The 19,470-nt window shown below is 61.9% G+C and carries 15 protein-coding genes; 6 read left to right on the top strand and 9 right to left on the bottom strand.

From position 1 onward, the window contains the following. The first annotated feature begins 34 nt into the window (after positions 1-34). The 6 genes from C6558_RS37400 to C6558_RS37375 all read left to right on the top strand — a co-directional run bounded on the left by C6558_RS37400 (position 35) and on the right by C6558_RS37375 (position 9,297). Positions 35-5,221, top strand: a complete 5,187-nt coding sequence (locus C6558_RS37400; RefSeq protein ID WP_210205724.1) for a VCBS domain-containing protein — start codon at positions 35-37, stop codon at positions 5,219-5,221. A 78-nt stretch (positions 5,222-5,299) separates the two neighbouring features. Further along, on the top strand, positions 5,300-5,665 hold the full coding sequence (locus C6558_RS37395) for a hypothetical protein (protein WP_057217293.1): 366 nt from the start codon (positions 5,300-5,302) through the stop codon (positions 5,663-5,665). A 53-nt stretch (positions 5,666-5,718) separates the two neighbouring features. Next, positions 5,719-6,894: an ABC transporter substrate-binding protein gene (locus tag C6558_RS37390; RefSeq protein ID WP_158269007.1), complete on the top strand. Its 1,176-nt coding sequence runs from the start codon at positions 5,719-5,721 to the stop codon at positions 6,892-6,894. 338 nt (positions 6,895-7,232) lie between these two features. Continuing rightward, on the top strand, positions 7,233-8,234 hold the full coding sequence (gene nuoH / locus C6558_RS37385; protein WP_057208356.1) for an NADH-quinone oxidoreductase subunit NuoH: 1,002 nt from the start codon (positions 7,233-7,235) through the stop codon (positions 8,232-8,234). Between the two features lie 10 nt (positions 8,235-8,244). Further along, positions 8,245-8,811, top strand: a complete 567-nt coding sequence (locus C6558_RS37380; protein ID WP_057217297.1) for an NADH-quinone oxidoreductase subunit I — start codon at positions 8,245-8,247, stop codon at positions 8,809-8,811. Between the two features lie 45 nt (positions 8,812-8,856). After that, entirely contained in the window at positions 8,857-9,297 is a 441-nt protein-coding gene (locus C6558_RS37375; protein ID WP_057217299.1) for a CBS domain-containing protein, read from the top strand. Between the two features lie 22 nt (positions 9,298-9,319). On the opposite strand, the gene nuoG is transcribed toward C6558_RS37375, so the two are convergent. From nuoG to C6558_RS37330, 9 genes are all read right to left on the bottom strand, one after another. Beyond that, positions 9,320-11,938 carry an NADH-quinone oxidoreductase subunit NuoG gene (nuoG, locus tag C6558_RS37370; protein ID WP_107028715.1) on the bottom strand — a complete coding sequence of 873 codons (2,619 nt, stop codon included), beginning with the start codon at positions 11,936-11,938 and terminating at the stop codon, positions 9,320-9,322. Between the two features lie 30 nt (positions 11,939-11,968). After that, on the bottom strand, positions 11,969-13,234 hold the full coding sequence (gene nuoF / locus C6558_RS37365) for an NADH-quinone oxidoreductase subunit NuoF (protein ID WP_107028714.1): 1,266 nt from the start codon (positions 13,232-13,234) through the stop codon (positions 11,969-11,971). A 4-nt stretch (positions 13,235-13,238) separates the two neighbouring features. Next, positions 13,239-13,751, bottom strand: a complete 513-nt coding sequence (gene nuoE, locus C6558_RS37360) for an NADH-quinone oxidoreductase subunit NuoE (RefSeq protein ID WP_107028713.1) — start codon at positions 13,749-13,751, stop codon at positions 13,239-13,241. A 17-nt stretch (positions 13,752-13,768) separates the two neighbouring features. Further along, on the bottom strand, positions 13,769-14,983 hold the full coding sequence (nuoD, locus tag C6558_RS37355; RefSeq protein ID WP_057208367.1) for an NADH dehydrogenase (quinone) subunit D: 1,215 nt from the start codon (positions 14,981-14,983) through the stop codon (positions 13,769-13,771). 29 nt (positions 14,984-15,012) lie between these two features. Further along, positions 15,013-15,549 carry an NADH-quinone oxidoreductase subunit C gene (locus tag C6558_RS37350; protein ID WP_107028712.1) on the bottom strand — a complete coding sequence of 179 codons (537 nt, stop codon included), beginning with the start codon at positions 15,547-15,549 and terminating at the stop codon, positions 15,013-15,015. Beyond that, the gene (locus C6558_RS37345; protein WP_025431448.1) at positions 15,546-16,049 is read right to left on the bottom strand and encodes an NADH-quinone oxidoreductase subunit B family protein; all 504 of its coding nucleotides are present in this window, start codon (positions 16,047-16,049) and stop codon (positions 15,546-15,548) included. Before C6558_RS37345 ends, C6558_RS37350 begins: the two co-directional genes overlap by 4 nt. Further along, entirely contained in the window at positions 16,037-16,402 is a 366-nt protein-coding gene (locus C6558_RS37340) for an NADH-quinone oxidoreductase subunit A (RefSeq protein WP_025431449.1), read from the bottom strand. Before C6558_RS37340 ends, C6558_RS37345 begins: the two co-directional genes overlap by 13 nt. 149 nt (positions 16,403-16,551) lie before the next feature. Continuing rightward, entirely contained in the window at positions 16,552-17,994 is a 1,443-nt protein-coding gene (locus tag C6558_RS37335; protein WP_107028711.1) for an NADH-quinone oxidoreductase subunit N, read from the bottom strand. After that, positions 17,991-19,466 carry an NADH-quinone oxidoreductase subunit M gene (locus C6558_RS37330; RefSeq protein ID WP_025431451.1) on the bottom strand — a complete coding sequence of 492 codons (1,476 nt, stop codon included), beginning with the start codon at positions 19,464-19,466 and terminating at the stop codon, positions 17,991-17,993. Before C6558_RS37330 ends, C6558_RS37335 begins: the two co-directional genes overlap by 4 nt. Positions 19,467-19,470 lie beyond the last annotated feature (4 nt).

The raw sequence follows: 19,470 nt of genomic DNA, 5'->3' as shown, positions 1-19,470 counted from the left end.
TCCAGTGATCACCTCTGCGGTGCAGAGCGGTTCGGTGACGGAGATCGCCGACGGTGTTGCGGGCGAGAATGCCACGACGCATGCACAGAATGGTGCGGTAACCTTTGCCGACGTCGATACGCTCGACACCCACAGTGCCGGCTTCACCGCACAGGGCCCCAGCTACCTCGGCACCTTCTCGCTCGGCCCGCTGAACCAGGCGGGTGACTCGGTCGGCTGGAGCTTCGAGGTTGCCGACGGCGTGCTCGACAGCCTGCAGGCCGGCCAGACGCTGACGCAGAAGTATGACGTGACCGTCGATGACGGCCATGGCGGCACGGCAGTGCAGACGGTGACGATCACCATCACCGGCACGAACGACGCTCCAGTGATCACCTCTGCGGTGCAGAGCGGTTCGGTGACGGAGATCGCCGACGGTGTTGCGGGCGAGAATGCCACGACGCATGCACAGAATGGTGCGGTAACCTTTGCCGACGTCGATACGCTCGACACCCACAGTGCCGGCTTCACCGCCCAGGGCCCCAGCTACCTCGGCACCTTCTCGCTCGGCCCGCTGAACCAGGCGGGTGACTCGGTCGGCTGGAGCTTCGAGGTCGCCGACGGCGTGCTCGACAGCCTGCAGGCCGGCCAGACGCTGACGCAGAAGTACGACGTGACCGTCGATGACGGCCATGGTGGCACGGCAGTGCAGACGGTGACGATTGTGATCACCGGCACGAACGACGTTCCGGTGATCACCTCTGCGGTGCAGAGCGGTTCGGTGACGGAGATCGCCGACAATGCAGCGGGCGAGAATGCGACAACGCATGCACAGAATGGTGCGGTAACCTTTGCCGACGTCGATACGCTCGACACCCACAGTGCCGGCTTCACCGCCCAGGGCCCCAGCTACCTCGGCACCTTCTCGCTCGGCCCGCTGAACCAGGCGGGTGACTCGGTCGGCTGGAGCTTCGAGGTCGCCGACGGCGTGCTCGACAGCCTGCAGGCCGGCCAGACGCTGACGCAGAAGTACGACGTGACCGTCGATGACGGCCATGGTGGCACGGCAGTGCAGACGGTGACGATTGTGATCACCGGCACGAACGACGTTCCGGTGATCACCTCTGCGGTGCAGAGCGGTTCGGTGACGGAGATCGCCGACAATGCAGCGGGCGAGAATGCGACAACGCATGCACAGAATGGTGCGGTAACCTTTGCCGACGTCGATACGCTCGACACCCACAGCGCCGGCTTCGTACCGCAAGGCGGCGGCTATCTCGGCACCTTCGCGCTCGGCGCGCTGAACCAGGCGGGTGACTCGGTCGGCTGGAGCTTCGAGGTCGCCGACGGCGTGCTCGACAGCCTGCAGGCCGGCCAGATGCTGACGCAGAAGTACGACGTGACCGTCGATGACGGCCATGGCGGCACGGCAGTGCAGACGGTGACGATCACCATCACCGGCACGAACGACGTTCCAGTGATCACCTCTGCGGTGCAGAGCGGTTCGGTGACGGAGATCGCCGACGGTGCAGCGGGCGAGAATGCGACAACGCATGCGCAGAACGGCGCGGTGACCTTCGCCGATGTCGACACGCTCGACACGCACAGCGCCGGCTTCACCGCACAGGGCCCCAGCTACCTCGGCACCTTCTCGCTCGGCGCGGTGAACCAGGCGACTGATACGGTCGGCTGGAGCTTCCAGGTCGCCGACGGCGTGCTCGACAGCCTGCAGGCCGGCCAGACGCTGACGCAGAAGTACGACGTGACCGTCGATGACGGCCATGGCGGCACGGCAGTGCAGACGGTGACGATCACCATCACCGGCACGAACGACGTTCCAGTGATCACCTCTGCGGTGCAGAGCGGTGCGGTGACGGAACGAGCTGATAACGCGGTCGGTGAGAATGCGGTTGTGCATGTGCAGGGCGGCGCGGTCACTTTTGCCGACGTCGACACGCTCGACACCCACAGCGCCGGCTTCACGGCCCAGGGCCCCAGCTACCTCGGCACCTTCGCGCTCGGCGTGCTGAATCAGGCGACTGATACGGTCGGCTGGAGCTTCCAGGTCGCCGACGGCGTGCTCGACAGTCTGCAGGCCGGCCAGACGCTAACGCAGAAGTACGACGTGACCGTCGACGACGGCCCTGGCGGCACGGCAGTGCAGACGGTGACGATCACCATCACCGGTACCAACGACATTCCAGTGATTACCTCTGCGGTACAGAGCGGTGCGGTGACGGAGATCGCCGACAATGTAGCGGGCGAGAATGCGACAACGCATGCGCAGAACGGCGCGGTGACCTTCGCCGATGTCGACACGCTCGACACGCACAGCGCCGGCTTCACCGCACAGGGCCCCAGCTACCTCGGCACCTTCTCGCTCGGCGCGGTGAACCAGGCGACTGATACGGTCGGCTGGAGCTTCCAGGTCGCCGACGGCGTGCTCGACAGCCTGCAGGCCGGCCAGACGCTGACGCAGAAGTACGACGTGACCGTCGACGACGGCCATGGTGGCACGGCGACACAGACGGTGACGGTCGTGATCACCGGCACCAACGACGCACCGGTGATCACGTCGGGCACGCAGAGCGCGACCGTGACGGAGATCGCCGACGGCGCTGCGGGCGAGAATGCCACGACGCACGCCAAGAGCGGCGCGGTGTCCTTTGCCGATGTCGACACGCTCGACACCCACAGCGCCACCTTCACCGCACAGGGCGCCAGCTATCTGGGCTCCTTCTCACTCGGCGCGCTGAACCAGGCGAGCGACTCGGTCGGCTGGACCTTCCAGGTTGCAGACAGCGTGCTGGACTCGCTAAATGGAGGCGAGACGCTGACGCAGAAGTACGATGTGACCGTCGATGATGGTCATGGTGGCACGGCGACGCAGACGGTTACCATCACGATCACCGGCACCAACGACGGTGTCAGCGTGAATGGGCTGTCGTCGAGCACCGAAGTTACGATGTATGAGAAAAATCTCCCTGACGGTTCCTCGCCCAACGCAGCGGCGCTGACGCAGACCGGCAGCTTCTCGGTGACGACGCCGGATGGTCTTGCCGGGCTGACAGTGAACGGCACTGCGGTTGTGACGGCTGGCGTGTTCACCGCCAACCAGACGGTGGACACGGCGCTCGGGCTTCTGACGATCACCGGCTACACACCTACGACGGTCAATGGCGTGGTGACGGGTGCGACCTTCACCTACAGCTATCTGCTGCAGGACAACAGCACGGGACACACCTCGGCCGGTCCCGACGGCGGCGTGTTCGACAACTTCACCGTGGCGGTGACGGACGAGGACGGCTCGAGCACCAGTGCGGTGCTCAATGTCGAGATCACCGACGATACGCCTTCGGCAATCGATCCAGACCATCTCCATCTGACAAACAAGGCGGGGACCGAGGCGATTGCCTATCTCGATGCGGATCGCAACGTTGATGACAATGTCGGCGCGGATCAGGGTGGAACCGTGAGGTTCGCTTCATCGCTCAATGGCTCGAATAGCGGTTTCACGTCAAGCGGGGCGGCGATCTACTACTACGTTGTCGGGAATACCCTGATTGCGTCCACGTCGTCGACCAGTGCGGCAGACAATACCAAGTGGGTCTTCGAAGTTGAAATCAACCAAGACGGAAGTTTGGCCGGTTCGAACGACAGTTATGGTGTCACCATGTACGGGAAGGTCGATTCCGCCAGCAACGTTAACTTCAATGGTGGGAGCTACGCATTCTCGGGTGGAAACACCAATTGGGTGGGCTTCGTGCCGAACGGGCAAATAAACAGTCCCCAAAATGATGATTCGCCAGACCTGCTGATCACTCCTATTGGTGATGACGCTAAAAGAATTAACGGGACGGCCAATTCTGTTGGTGTTTCGGGAGGTGACGGCGGCCAGAAAATCGGCTCAGACGAAGGGGTGAGACTGAACTTCGTTTCGGATCTTACGGGAACTCCTACTGCGACTAACTACAATTCCGTCTCGCCGGGCCACACATTCGACGAGCATTATCTGGTCAACGGCGCTTCCGTCAAATTCGGCAGCATAGGCAATGGTCGCTCCACCGCGGTATTCGTTGCTTCGGATGACAATGACTTCGGCGATGCCAGTGAAGACAATCGCATAAACGATAGCACACCCGAACCGATAACCAGGGTCATCATCAGCCATTCCGGCAACAACGCCAACCCTTCGGATAACACTTTCGTTGTCGATTTCTCAACCGGCAATACGCAATCGATCACCGTCGATGGCCTCAGCTACCGCATTACGCGAAACCTGCTGACAAATGAAGTTAAGGTTGAAGGACTTGTCGACAACACGACCGTAGCCGTTTACACCGCAGATCAATACACAACCCTTGATGTTTATTACGGCACAGGAAGTGACACGTTCGCGAACGCGGACGATTCGTTCGCACTGACAGGATTCGGTAGCGCCGTCGTTGCGACCGATCCCGTAAGCATCTCTATCCCAGTCGAACTGGTCGACGCGGATGGCGACAAGGCTGGTGGGGCCTCAATCGATCTGACTTTCGAGCCGGATGGTCAGGCGATGGCAGGGTCCGCTTCTGACGAAGTCTTTGCCGCCACGTCTCACGCCGATAGTTTCAACGGCGCCGGCGGCATGGATATGGTTTCCTATCAGTCGGCCTCCGCTGGCGTAGTTGCCAGCCTTGCGGCGCCTGCTGCGAATTCTGGCGATGCGGCCGGCGATGGCTACACGGCGATCGAAGGGCTCGTAGGCAGCTCATACAATGATGTTTTGACCGGCGACAGCCTAGGCAATACGCTCATCGGCGATTCGGGCAGCGACGCGCTCTACGGCAATTCGGGCAATGACATTCTCGTCGGCGGTACGGGCGACGATTTCCTCTATGGCGGCACCGGCTCGGATACGATGACCGGCGGTTCGGGCAAGGATACCTTCGTGGTTGACCTCGACTCGCTCCAGCTTGGTATCGACGATGTGATCACCGACTACAACTACGCGGAGAATGACAACGTCGACCTGTCCGCCCTGCTCGGCAACCTGCCGACGGGTACCAATCTCGATGGCAACTACGTCCAGGTCGTGCAGGATGGCCAGAACGCCAACCTGCAGGTGGACACGGACGGCAGCGCCGGCAATGGCGCGGCATGGCATACAGTCGCCGTACTGGAAGATTTCCAAGTGTCGACCGAGGTGGTGAAGGTCCTGTTCAACGAAAACGGTGCGCCGAAGACACAAGACGTTCCTTAAACGCAAAGTCGATCTCGACAGCTCCGCGGTTCTCGGCAATCATCCGGGAACCGCATATTCCAGGGGGGAATCTTTTTCATGATCAGAAGCATACTGGCGGGCGCGATCGTCGCTCTAATGCCCTTTTCAGGTTTCGCGGCCGATCTCATCGTCGACTATGCACCGGTTGCCAGACAGTGCACCGAGCTTAGCCAATCCTCGCTGACAGTCGAGGAGAACGTCGCCACGTTGACGAAGGAGGTCGTGTCGCGCATGGACGAGGCGATCGCTGTTGCCGATGATCCGCGCTGGATTTTCTCGACGCGCCCCGCTTTCGTTTGGGCGTCCGAGACCAAGGTCGCTTGCGGCAAGGCCTACGGTTACCTTCGAGCCAATTGGCGCGACGAGGACTATCTCGCCAAGTGCGATTGCTTCCACGCCAAAATGCGTCGCTTCATGAACTGAAACAGGCGGTTTGATCGTCAATGTCTCGCGCTGTCATTTCATCAGCAACGTGTGTGTCGCCTCGTCGGCAATGGCTAACCCTCTGCATCTTCGCGCTCGGCGTGCTTGCCGGTTGCCAGGGCACCCCCACCCCTCAAGACGTGCTCGACGTGGAATCACCGCAGGCGATGCATGCCCGGCGCGCGGCAGAACATGCGGCGAAACCGCAGGAAACCTTCGGCAGCGGCGCGACGCGGATCGCGCTCATCACAGCCCTCATGTCGCCGACCGGAGAAACGGTGCGCGAACGCGACATCCGGGATGGCGCGTCGCTCGCCGTGGATGAGGTTGGCGGTGGCCAGCTCTCGCTGCTGGTCGAGAATACCGACGGCTCACCACAGCAGATCCAGGACGCCGCGAAGCGGCTCGCCGGCCAGAACGTCGCGCTCGTCGCCGTTTCCGTTGCTGACGTGCCGGTCAGCACCGTCCGCCAGGGCCTCGGCAATGCTCGCGCGCCACTGCTGGTGTTACGCAACAACGGCGCCGAGCGGCCGACAGGCACCTTCGCCTTTGTATCTGACCGCATCGACAGCGCCGTCGAGGGCGCGTCATACGCGGTGGCTTCCGGCCATAAGCGGCTTGTCGTGCTTTTGCCGAGCGATGTCTCTGCCGCCGAGCGGCAAAGGCTCGAGCGCGAGCTTGCCGGCTATGGCATCAAGCCGGTCCTCGTTGCTGTGACAGGCACGACCGCGTTTTCCGCCGACGCGGTTACCAAGGCCAAGCTGAAGGACGTCGATGCAGTGATCCTGGTCGGTGCGGGAGGTTCCGACGTCGGCGCGTTGTCGCAACTCAAGGCCAACGGTTATCTGAAACCAAACGCGATGGTCGTTGGAAGCTCCGGCTGGAGCGCGGCCGCCTACAAGCGCCCAGAGCTTTCCGGAAGTCATCTCTGTCTCTTCGGTCCGGAGAACGGTTCGCGGATGACGTCGCGCTATATCGACCGCTACGAGCGTGCTGCCAGCCCCGACGCGGCCTATGGCTTCGACATCATTGCGCTTGCAGCCGGTCTCGTCCGTACCCAGGGCGAAGACGCCATCAACCAGGAGAACATCCGTTCTCCGAACGGCTTCATCGGCGCAGCGGCGGCATTCCGCTTCGAAAAGAACGGCACCGTGCGGCGGACCTGCGCAATCCATCAAGTTACGGGCGGAAGCGTGAAGCTCCTGGATCCGGCCCCACGGTCGTTCTGAGCCGGGCGGCTGGACCCTGTGCGAGTCCTGATATCGAAAACGAAGGGTTTTGCCCACCGCAACGACGAAACGGCCTCGCATCGATCTTGGAGGAGCCGGCGCCGACAGGCACTATGCTGCCAGAAGCCGATTGCGCTGAGACTTGTACGACCCAGTTGAATTCAAGTTTTGGGCGAAGTCGTTTGCGCCAAACGCCCAACAGCGATGCGGAAACGATTTCCGCTTTGCAAGTAATGCATCACCGCTGTACCGTAAATACTGGCAAGCGTAGTGTTCAACGTATAGCTGGAGCCAACGTCCGGGCGTCGTTTCAACCCGATGAATAAGTAGCCGCGATCATGGAACTTATCGTCGCTCTTGGCCTGATCGTCTTCAAGGTCGCATTTCTGATTGCGATCCTGCTACTGCTGCCCTTGCCGCTGACCTGGGTGGAGCGCAAGGTCGCCGGTCACATCCAGCAGCGTATGGGGCCAATGCGCGTGGGTTGGCACGGGCTGCTGCAGCCGCTGGCGGACGGTATCAAGCTGCTAACCAAAGAGGACCATATCCCGGCCGAGGCCGATCGCTTCCTCTTCAAACTGGCGCCGATCCTGGCGCTTGCCCCACCCTTCGTGGTGTTCGTCGCGATCCCCTTCGGTGAAAGCGTCTCGGTCCTCGGCACCGAAATTACGCTCTACGTCTCCAATATGAATGTGGCGCTCCTCTTCGTCTTCGCGGTGATCGGGATTGAGGTCTACGGCGTCATCTTCGGTGGCTGGGCCGCCAACAGCAAATACGCTGTCCTGGGCAGCCTCAGGACCTGCGCGCAGATGATCAGCTACGAAATCCCGATGGGGTTCGCGGTCATCGGCGTGGTCATGCTGGCGCAATCCATGAGCCTGCTCGAGATCGTCCGGGCGCAAGCCGATGTCTGGAACATTGTCTACCAACCCGTCGGCTTCTTCGTGTTCTTCGTCGCCGGGCTGGCCGAAGCGCAGCGCATTCCCTTCGACCTGGCGGAAGCGGAAGGCGATCTGGGGGCCGGGTTCCACACCGAGTACAGCGGCATCCGCTTTGCATTCTTCATGGTCAGCGAATACGCCATTGTGTTGCTGGTGTCGGTGCTGGTGGTGATCCTGTTCTTCGGCGGTTGGAACGGCGTGCTGCTCCCCTTGCCGCCGCTTCTCTGGTTTGTGCTCAAGGTCGCCTTCTTCATCTATGTATTCATATGGTTCCGCTTCACTTTCCCACGCTATCGCTACGACCAGCTGATGGCCATCGGATGGAAAGTCTTGCTTCCTCTGTCGATGGCGAACATAATTATAACCGGTGTTCTTTTGGGAGCCGCAGGGGCTCCGTAGCGGGGCGGCGATGTCGCACGCAGGAGACAGAGTTGGAACATGGATCGGTTGGGTGTTCTTCGCCGATCTAGCGAAAGCTTTGGCTCTGACATTCGGCTACATGTTCTCCAAATCCGTGACCATGCAGTATCCGGACAAGGAAAAATGGTTGCCTTATTCGCGTTACCGCGGGCACCATTTCCTGAAGCGCGACGACCAGGGCGAGATCAAATGCGTGGCCTGCGAACTCTGCGCGCGGATCTGTCCCTGCTACTGCATCGAAGTCGTTCCCTACGAAGACGAGAAGGGCAACCGTCGGCCGGCAAAATTTGAGATCGATACGGCCCGATGCCTATTCTGCGGGCTGTGCGAGGACGCTTGCCCAGCGGACGCGATCGCGCTTGGCCAGCAATACGAATTCTCGAGTTTTTCCTCGCGTGACCTGGTGATCGGGCGTGACGATCTGCTTGCCAAGCCGGGCAAGGCGACGACCGGCGGCGGTGTGGTCGCGGCGCACCTGAACACCGACGGGGACGTTCTGGTCGAGACGAGCGAACTGCAGGGGTACAACTGGTGGCGGAATATCCGGCAAACGTGAGTGCGCGTCCGCCGCCAAGCCGGAACGCGCAGACAGGAGGCTCAGATGCATGTCTGCCAGATTTTGAAAACCAAGTCTCCCAACCTCATCTCGGTTACGCCGGATCAGACGATGGAAGAAGTCCTGCGGCTGTTTCGAGCGAACAATATCGGCTTCGTGGTCGTCAGCCGTTCGCCCGGGGAATGCCTGGGCACGCTGTCAGAACGGGACTGTTGCAATGCAGTGGCTGAATACGGAAACGGGGCGCCCACGATGCGTGTCGCCGATATCATGAACCGCAATGTGGCGACGTGCTCGACAGAGGATCTGCTGCCCTTTGTGATGGCGATCATGACCAATTGGCGCACGCGCCATGTGTTGGTCATGGAAGGCGGCGCGCCTGTCGGCGTGGTGAGCATCGGCGACGTGGTCAAGCACCGGCTCGAAGAAGCGCTGCGCAATGAACAGGCGATGCACGAGTACATTGCCGGCACCGCCTATCACTGAGGGCGCAAACCGGGAGCGGGAATTAGGGTGGACTGCCCGGAAGCTCGGCAATGCCTCGGCCGGGATTTTCAGTTGCTGCCCCGACTCCCGCCGCCGCATCGAAGGCGGCGCGCACCTTTTCAACCTCCACCGGACAAGGGTATTCGCCCTGCCGCATCAGGCTGTTGAGACGCAGGTCTCGGTAATTTTCCGGCACGAACACGAGCCCGCTGGGAAAGTGCCTGTTGATCTTGAGCTGCGCTCTCAGTTCACCCTGGGTGGATCGCACGGCCACGTGATCACCATCCGCAAGACCAAGCTGCGCGGCATCGCGCTCACTCATCTCGACATATGGGTCGGCTGCGACCGTATTTAGGATCGCGGAGCGTTCGGAAAGATATCCGTTGTGGAACAGGCAGTTGCCGGTGATCAGCATGAGCCGGTCGCCGGCATTCGGAATGGCAGGCGGCGGCGCGAGGAACTCATCGGCCGGCGGTGTCGGCACCGATCGGGTAAATGCTCCGTCAATGCCAAGCCCGTTCAGCGTCAGCCCCTGATAGGCCGGTACCAGTTGGGTCATCTCGTCGAAGATTTCCGCTTGCGTCGACGGCCGTAACTGCTGATTTCGAAGCGCCGCGACAAAGTCGAGGATCGCCAGATTGCCCCGCGCCTCGAAGGTGGCTTCGCGGAACTTGCAGACTTTCTGGGTTCTGCCCTCATTGCTGGTGAAGGTACCGGATTCTTCGCCGTAACTCGCTGCGGGCAGCACCACATCGGCAAGCCCCACCGTGTCCGTGAGGAATGCGTCCTGTACGATCAGGAGATCAGCGGCGCCAAGCGCCCGCGTGACGCGTTTCCGGTCCGGATAGCTCATCACTGGGTCGCTTCCAACGATATAGAGCGCGCCCATCCGCCCGCCGTCACAGAGCTCAAGCATGGTCCCGAAATCTGCGCCCGGCTCAGACGGGATCGCGGCGCCCCAGGCCTGTTTGAGAGTTGCGCGCGCAACATCATCGGTGACGGCACGTAGTCCCGGTAGCGCTGCCGGCAGAATCCCCATGTCCCAGGCGCCCAGCTGGTTGGCACGGTCGAACAGGAATTGCATCGCCAGGTCCTTGCCGAGGGCGCGGAGAAGCCGCAGCAGCTTGTTGATCTGCTGCAATGCTGCGCGCGCCAGTGGCGATCTCAGGAGGTCAACGCTGACAAGAACGGTGACGCTGCCACTGTCCAGCAGCGCAGCAGCGAGGCGGTCCGCCCCGTCACCATCGGTTACGCCCAGCCTGCCGGTTGGTGTGCCGATATCCGCGGGAACTTCGCCCGGCACGGCCTGACCGGCCGCCTTAACGAGACCGTCCACCACCGCCGCAAGGCCGGCCGCCTCACCGCCAGGAGGAACGCGAACGACCGCCCGGGCATCGGCGTCCAGACGGGATGGCCGCGCCGAGAGCATGAGCAAGCCCGTCTGCCGTCGCCGCGCGCAGTCCCGCAACAGATATTCGGTGACCGGGTTTTCCTCGGTCACGTTGCCACCGACGACCAGCACGCAATCGTTGCCGATCACATCCTGCAATGGCGCCCGTGTGTAGAAACCCGCCAGCAATGGGCCAAGCGCATCGAAAGGTGTGGCCCAACGCGACCCGCAGTCTATGTTGTTGGTCCGGAACACCGTCCGCATCACTTTCTGGAACTGGTAAAGAACCTCGTTGGGAAGGCGCGGCGAGGCTAGGCCGCCCGCGACCTTTCCCTCGACGGCCGACAACCGCCGCTGCAGATAGTCCCCCGTTTCTTCCCAGGAAGCCGGGACAAGGGCGCCATCACGACGGACCATCGGCCGTTTGATCCGGTCCCGGCTCCCGACGAAGTCGAGGCCGAAGCGCCCCCGCACGCAAAGGGTTTCGCGGTTGACCCCATATTCCTGCTTCGAGCGGACCCGCATGAACTCGCCCTTGCGCGTGCCGACGGTCAGCTGGCAACCAGTACCGCAATGCGGGCAGACCGTGTCGGTCTCGGCCAGATCCCAGGGCCGCGCCTTGTAGCGATAGGGAAAGCTCATCAGCGCACCGACCGGGCAGACCTCGACGCAATTGCCGCATTGGTCGCAACTCGCGAGGCTGCCCTCGAAGCCGGTCACGGCGGTATCCATGCCTTTTTCAACCGTGCCCAAGGCGACGGCGCCGACCACTTCCTCGCACATCCGGACACAACGCTGGCACTGGATACAGCGGTTGACGTTCATGATGATGACCGGGCTGAGGCGGATGTCCTTGGAGTGAAACACACGTTTGGCGTCACGGAACTGGCTTTCGCGGGGCCCGTACGCCATCACCAGGTCCTGAAGCTCGCATTCGCCGCCCTTGTCGCAGATCGGGCAATCGAGGGGATGGTTGGCGAGCAGCATGTCGAGCATGGAAGAGCGTGTTTCCTCGATCAGCGGCGTGTTTGCCCGCACCACCATGCCGTCTGTGACCGCGGTCGCGCATGCGGGTTGCAGCCGCCGCTGCCCTTCGATCTCCACCAGGCACATGCGGCAGGAGGCCAGCGCCGGCAGCCGCTTCAGGTAGCAGAAGGTCGGGATGTCGATGCCCAAACGCTCGGCGGCCTGCAGCACGGTCGAGCCTGCCTCCACTTCCAGTGTTTGTTCGTCTATCGTGATGCTAACCATTGCCTTCCTGCGGCCTTCTATTTGCGCTCCTCAGTGAAACGGGCACCTGCCCGCTTCGATATGGGCGACGAATTCATGCTCGAAATGCGTCAGCGCCGCCCGCAGCCCCATGGCCGCACCATCGCCCAGAGCACAGAACGTGTTGCCGAAAATGCCCTTGCAGAGTGCCTGCAGTTGTTCGAGGTCGCCCGGCGCCCCCTGCCCCGCCTCGACCCGGCGTAGCACTTTTACAACCCAGTTGAGCCCTTCGCGGCACGGGGTGCACTTGCCACAGGACTCATGGTGGAAGAATTCGATGATGCGGGTGGCGACCTTGACCATGCAGGTCGAGTCGTCGATTACGATGACCCCGGCCGAACCGAGCATTGAGCCGGCAGCCGCCAGCGAGTCGAAATCCATCCCAACGTCGAACCCATGCTCCGGGATCACTGGCGCCGAGACGCCGCCTGGGATCACCGCCTTGATCTTGCGTCCAGGCAGCGGCCCGCCGGCGCGGTCCTCGACCAGTTCGCGCAGTGGTATGCCCATCGGCAGCTCGTAAAGGCCCGGTTTCCGCACCTGGCCACTGAGGCAGTAGAGCTTCGGACCGGGACTTTTGTCCGGACCGATGCTGCGGAACCAGTTCGGCCCTCGCGCCACGATATGCGGAACGCAGGCCAATGTTTCGACGTTGTTGATGACGGTCGGGCTGGCGTAGAGGCCTTCGACCGCCGGAAACGGCGGTTTCAAGCGCGGCTGCGCCCGCTTGCCTTCTAGCGAGTCGAGCATCGCTGTCTCCTCGCCGCAGATATAGGCACCGGCACCGCAATGGATATGCACGGCGAAATTGAAATCCGAGCCGAGAATGCGTTTTCCCAGATATCCCTTCGCATGCGCCTCGGCGAGCGCCTGCTCGAGCCGCCGGATCGCCAGCGCATATTCCCCGCGGATGTAGACATAGGCGGTTTCAGCCCCGATCGCGTAACCGCCGATAGCCATCCCCTCGATCAACTGGTGCGGATCACGCTCCATGATGATCCGATCCTTGAAGGTGCCCGGCTCGCCCTCATCAGCGTTGCAGCACAGGTATTTCGGCTTGCCGACGCGCTTCGGCACGAAGCTCCATTTCATGCCGGTTGGGAATCCGGCCCCACCTCGCCCGCGCAGGTTGGATTCCTTGATAAGATCGATGATCTCGTCGGGCGTGTGCTCGCGAAGCGCCTTTGCCAGCGCTTGGTAGCCACCGCCGGCCTCGTAGGTCGCGAGCTGATGGCCGTCCGGCACGCCCACATTCCTGAGAAGGACGGGTTCCATCATGACACTACTCTCCGGGCGGTGCTGTGGTGGCGGGATCGGCGCCAATCGCCTGCCCCGCTATCGCCCGCAGCCGTTCCAACAGCGCGTCGATCCGCGCAATGTCGAGGCCGCCACAATAGTCGTCGCCGACCTGCATCACCGGGGCCATCTCGCAAGCACCGAGGCATTCGACGGTCGAAAGCGTGAACAGCCCATCCAGGGTCGTGCCGTCCTTTTTGATCCCCAGCACCGCCTCCAGGTGCCTCAGCAAATCCTCGGATCCACGCAGCATGCAGGAGACATTGTCGCAGAGTTGCAAGTGGAACATCCCCACCGGCTCGGTGCGGAAGAGCGTGTAGAACGTCGCCAGCTCGTAGACCCAGATCCGCTCGACGCCGAGGATGTCGGCGACCTCTTCCAATACGGGGCCTGGCAGATGGCCATGCTCCTTCTGCGCGATCAGAAGGGCGGGCATGATCGCCGAGCGCTGGTTCGGATAGCGCGCCGCCGCCACTTCGATCTTTTCGCGCATGTTCATCGCGTCCAAATCTCCCGCTACTTGTCCACCTCGGCCATTACCGGGTCGAGGCTGCCCAGAACGGCGATCATGTCGGCCAGGTAGTGCGCATTGCTCGTCCCGAACAGGCCCTGGAGGTTGACGAACGACGGTGCCCGCACCTTCATGCGGAACGGTTTTTCCGACCCGTCGCTGATGATGTAGAACCCGAGTTCACCCTTTGGCGCCTCGATCGCCGAATAGACCTCGCCCTTCGGCACCTTGAAGCCATACGCCGACAGGTCGAAGTGCTGGATCAGTGCCTCCATCGAGCAATGCACCTTGTCCTTGTCCACGGGGAAAGCGACCGTCGGCATGTCGATCTGGAACGGCCCCTCGGGCATCTGCTCGAGGCATTGTTCGATGATGCGCATACTCTCACGCATCTCCTCCACCCGGCATTGCCAGCGTGCATAGCAATCGCCCTCTTCGCGGGTGATAACGTTGAAGTCGAGACGGTCGTAGATCTCGTAAGGTTCGTCGCGGCGGATGTCCCAGTCGACGCCGGAGGCGCGCAGGTTCGGGCCGCTCAGGCCCAAATCGATGCCGTCTTCGGCGGTGATCACGCCGATTCCCTGCGTTCGCTTCAGGAACACCCGGTTGTTCTCGATCAGCCGTTCATAGTCGCGAATCCGGTTCGGGAAGATGTCGCAAAACTCCCTGATCTTGGGGAAAAAACCGTCGGGCAGGTCCTCGCGCACACCGCCGACCCGGCAGAAGGAGGTGTGCATCCGCGCGCCGCTGATCATCTCCAGCAAGTCCATGATCATTTCGCGCTCGCGCATGGCGTAGAGCAGCGCGGTCATTGCCCCCAGATCCAGCGGCAGCGCGCCGGTGATCAGGAGATGACCGGAGATCCGCGCCAGTTCGGCCATCAGCACGCGGATATACTGCGCGCGGATCGGCGCTTTGATGCCCAGGAGCTTCTCCACCGCGAGCGCGAAGGCCAGGTTGTTCGACGGCGGGCAGACATAGTCGAGCCGATCGGTCAGCGGAAAAATCTGGGTGTAGGTGAAGCTCTCGGCCAGTTTTTCCGTGCCGCGGTGGAGGTAGCCGATATGCGGGTCCACGCGAGCGACATATTCGCCGTCCAGCTCAAGGACGAGCCGCAGCACCCCGTGCGTGCTGGGATGTTGTGGGCCAAGATTGAGGAGCACCTCCTTGGTGTCGAGCGCCTCGCCTTCCGGCCTGCTCAGTTCCGTGACTTCGGTCATCTCAAATTCCCGACGTGGAGCGGCCTCCCTTATGGAATGTCCTTGGTCGCGAGGTCGGGCTGTGTCGGCGGCGGGCCTTCGGCGCCAAACGGGTTCAGCTCGTCCTTGTAGCCCCGGAGCGGAAAGTCCTTGCGCTGTGGGAAGCCCTCGAACCCTTCCCACATGTAGATCCGCCGCAAGTCGGGGTGACCCTCGAACCTTATCCCGTACATGTCCCAGGCTTCGCGCTCATGCCAATTGGCCGTCCGCCAGACGCCCGTCACCGACGGGACCCGCGGCGGATCGTCGAGGCGGCATTTGATGCGAACGCGCCATTTGTTCGGCAACGAATAGAGGTGATACACGGCCTCGTAGCGTGGCAACTCGGGGTAATGATCGACCCCGCAGATGTCCGACAGGAAATTGAACCGCAGCGCCGGGTGTTCCTTCAGAAACCGGCAAAGCTCGACGACCATGTCGGGTCGAGCGGCGAAGGCGTGAACGCCATGCGCGAAGCCAAGATCGTCGATTACGTTGCCGAAGCGCTCCGTGATCAGGATGAGATCGAGGGGTGTCTCCACGCTCATGGCACCGCGATCCGGTCCAGAGGCGTTCCGGCCAGCGCTCGGGATTTCTTGATCTTCTCCTGAAGCAGGAGGATGCCATGCATCAGCGCCTCGGGCCGTGGCGGGCAGCCGGGAACATGCACGTCCACTGGCACGAAGGTCTCCGCTCCCTGCACCACGGCGTATGTGTTGTAGACCCCACCCGAGATTGCGCAGGTGCCCATTGCGATAACCCAGCGTGGTTCCGGCATCTGATCATAGAGCCGGCGTACAACGGGCGCGAATTTCCGGGTTATGGTACCGGCGATAATCATCACGTCGGACTGGCGCGGTGATGGCCGGAACACCACGCCGAACCGGTCGAGATCATAGCGGGCGCAACCCGCCGAAATCATCTCGATGGCGCAGCAGGCAATACCGAAGGTCTCGGGCCACAGCGCCGATTTTCGGCTCCAGTTGATAACGCTCTCGGCGGTGGTGAACAGCACGCTGTCGCGGATCGCATTGTTTACGCCTCCCATTCCAGCGCTCCCTTCAGCCAGGCGTAGGCGAAGCCCACAAGAAGCAGCACTATGAAGACGAACATCTCGACATAGCCGACCAGTCCGATGTCTTTCAGCACGACGGCCCAGGGAAAGAGGAACATCGTTTCGACATCGAAGACGACCAACAGGATTGCGAGAACAAAGAACTGCACCCGGAAGCGGCCTCCGGCGGCCTCGCCTGCCGGGTCCATGCCGCATTCATAGGGCATGTTCTTCGCGGGATAAGGATTGGACGGACGCAGCAGCGAAGAGACAAACAGCGTCGCCCCCGCCACCAGAACAACTCCGGCGACCATGACAAGAACCGGGAGGAACTCCATCGCAGTCATATCGCGTTGCCCCGTTCACCCGCCGAGGGCTTTCCTCAGGCCGCGACCGACCCAATTCGGACCGGTAATGCGTCGCCCAGGGAAGGGACTTGGGCTATCCTTTCTTGAACTTCCAGTTTATTCCCCCGGGCGGATCATTGCAAATCCAATCAATTAGCCCCCAAAACCGAATGCTGGGCAAGCCTCAGAAACCACGCCGGGAATAGGCCGATGCCGATGGTGCCGACGGCGGTGAACGCGAGCGTGACGCGGACCAAGGGCGTCAGTGCCGGCTCGAACGCCCGTTCCGGCTCCCGCATGTAGATCACCATGACGATGCGGATGTAAAAGTAGGCAGCGATGGCGCTCAGCAGCACTGCGATCACCGCCAGCATGACGAAACCGCGCTCGACCAGCGCGACCAGGACGTAGAACTTGGCGAAGAAACCGGCCGTCGGCGGAATGCCGGCCAGCGAGAACAGATAGAGCAGCATCAGAAGCGCCAATCCGGGGCGTGACTTGGCGAAACCCGCGTAGTCTTCGATGATCTCGCCCGAGAAATCGCCGTTCCGCATCATGATGAGGGTGGCGAAAATGCCGAGATTCATGAAAGAGTAGATCAACAGATAGAGCATCACGCTGGCGATCCCGTCGGCGCCGCCAGCCACCACGCCGAAAATGGCGAACCCGGCATGGGCGATGCTCGAATAGGCCAGCAGTCGCTTGAAATTATCCTGCACCAGCGCCACGAAACTGCCGAGCGCCATCGTCACCACAGCAAGGACCGCGAGGATAATCCAAACGTCCGAGGTCGCGACCAGCGGATTGAGGAACACCCGCAGGATCACCGCGAACCCCGCCGCCTTGGGGCCTACCGACATGAAGGCCGTGATCGTCGTCGGTGCGCCTTCATAGACGTCCGGGATCCACATGTGAAAAGGCACCGCGCCGACCTTGAAGACCAGCCCCGCGACGATGAAGACAACAGCCAGCAGCAATCCGGGATCGAGTGGATCGCCGGTCACCGCCGCAGCCATCGCGTCCAATTGTGTGGTGCCGGTGAGCCCATAGACCAGCGAAACGCCGTACAGGAAAATCCCGGTCGAGACCGAGCCCAGGATCACATATTTCAGCGCCGCTTCGTTCGACCGCTGCTCTCGCCGCAGGAAGCCGGTTAGCACATAGGTGCAGATCGCCATCAGTTCGACGCCGACATAGACCGACAGGAGGTCGGTCGCCGAGGCCATGATCATCATTCCTGAAAGCGCAAGAAGCAGCAGGACATAGTATTCGCTGCTGCCGATCCCTTCGGTCTCGGCATATCGCCGCGAAAGCAGGAATGTCAGAACGGTGGCTAGGTAGAACACGAATTTGAAGAAGACCGCGAAGCGGTCAGCGATGAACATGCCCGCATAGGCCGGCTGCGCCTCGCCGGCGCGCATGAGTGTCACAGAGGCGGCAATCACCACGACCGCGACGGAAGCCCAGACAAGGACAGGGGCCTGCCCCTTCCGCAGAAACTGTCCCAGGATCAACAGGATGCAGGCCCCCGTGATCACCACGATCTCGGGCAGGCTCGCCAGCACCGACTGGAAGAGCGCGGCGGCGGTCATTGGCCGCTCCCCTTACTGTGCACCTGCATCAGCAGATGCTTCGCGGAGGCATCGATAATGTTGAGAAAGGGTTTCGGATAGAGCCCGACCCAAAGCACGAAGGCGGCCAGGGGCAGGATTGCGACCATCTCGCGGGCATTCACATCGCGTATGCTGAACCGGGCGCCGACGCTGGCCGGGCCAAGCGCGACTTTCCTGTACATGCCAAGCAGATAGGCCGCGCCCAGCAATGCGCCCAAAACAGCGGTCGCGCCGACGGCCAAGTCGGCGGCAAACCCGCCCGACAGCACGAGCAACTCCCCCACGAATGAATTCGTTCCCGGCAGCGCCATCGCCGACAGGACGAACAACGCAAGAAACGCGGTGTAGACCGGCGCCGCCTTCATCAACCCGCCATACTCCGCCATGCTGCGCGTGTGTGTCCGCTCGTAGATCAGGCCGACGAACAGGAACAACGCTCCCGTCGTTACGCCATGATTGAACATTTGCAGGATGCCGCCCTCAAGCCCGCGCAGGTTCAGCGCAAAAATCCCTAACGTCACGAAGCCCATGTGGCTGATGCTCGAATAGGCCACCAGCTTCTTCAGGTCATCCTGCGCCAGCGCAAGCAACCCGCCATAGACGATCGCAAGCGCCGAAAGTGCCATCATCAGCGTCGAATAGTGCACTGACGCTTCAGGCAGCATCGGCAGCGAGAACCGCAGGAATCCGTACGCACCCATTTTCAGGAGCACGCCCGCCAGGATGATGCTGCCCGCCGTCGGCGCCTGCACATGGGCATCCGGCAGCCAGGTATGGACCGGGACCATGGGGACCTTGACCGCGAAGGCGATCAGGAAGGCGAAAAACAGCCAGGACTGGACCTGGAACGGCAAATCCTGCGCTGTCAGGGCGAGGATGTCGAAGGTCTTGCCGCCGTGGAGATAGAGCACGATGACACCGATCAGGAACAGGAGGCTTCCCGCCAGCGTGTAGAGGAAGAACTTGAACGCTGCATAGACCCGGCCTTCGCCGCCCCAGACGCCGATGATCAGGTACATCGGGATCAGCATCGCCTCCCAGAAGACGTAGAACAAGAACAGGTCGAGCGCGCAGAACACGCCCAGCATCAACGCCTGCATGACCAGCAGGCTGACCATGAACTCCTTCACCTTGCGGTCGATCGCGGCCCAGGAGGCAAGCACGCAGATCCAGCCCAACAGCGCAGTCAGGAACACGAAGAGCGCACTTATTCCGTCGATGCCGAGCGCATATGTGATCCCAAGCGCGGGCACCCAAGGGTGCCTCTCGATGAACTGCATCTCATGGGTAGTGGTGTCAAAGCTGGCCAGCATGGCCAAGCAGAGAGCTAGGTCGAGGATGGTGACACCGAGTGCTGTCCATCGCACTGCATCGTCACGGCGCAAAAACATCAGAACCGCTGCACCGGCGACGGGCGTGAATACGATGAGACTGAGTAGCGGGAATCCCATCGCG

The sequence above is a fragment of the Ensifer sp. NM-2 genome (assembly GCF_003024455.1).
GTDB classification, from domain to species: Bacteria; Pseudomonadota; Alphaproteobacteria; order Rhizobiales; family Rhizobiaceae; genus Ensifer; species Ensifer canadensis.
This window is presented reverse-complemented; position numbering and strand designations above follow the sequence as displayed.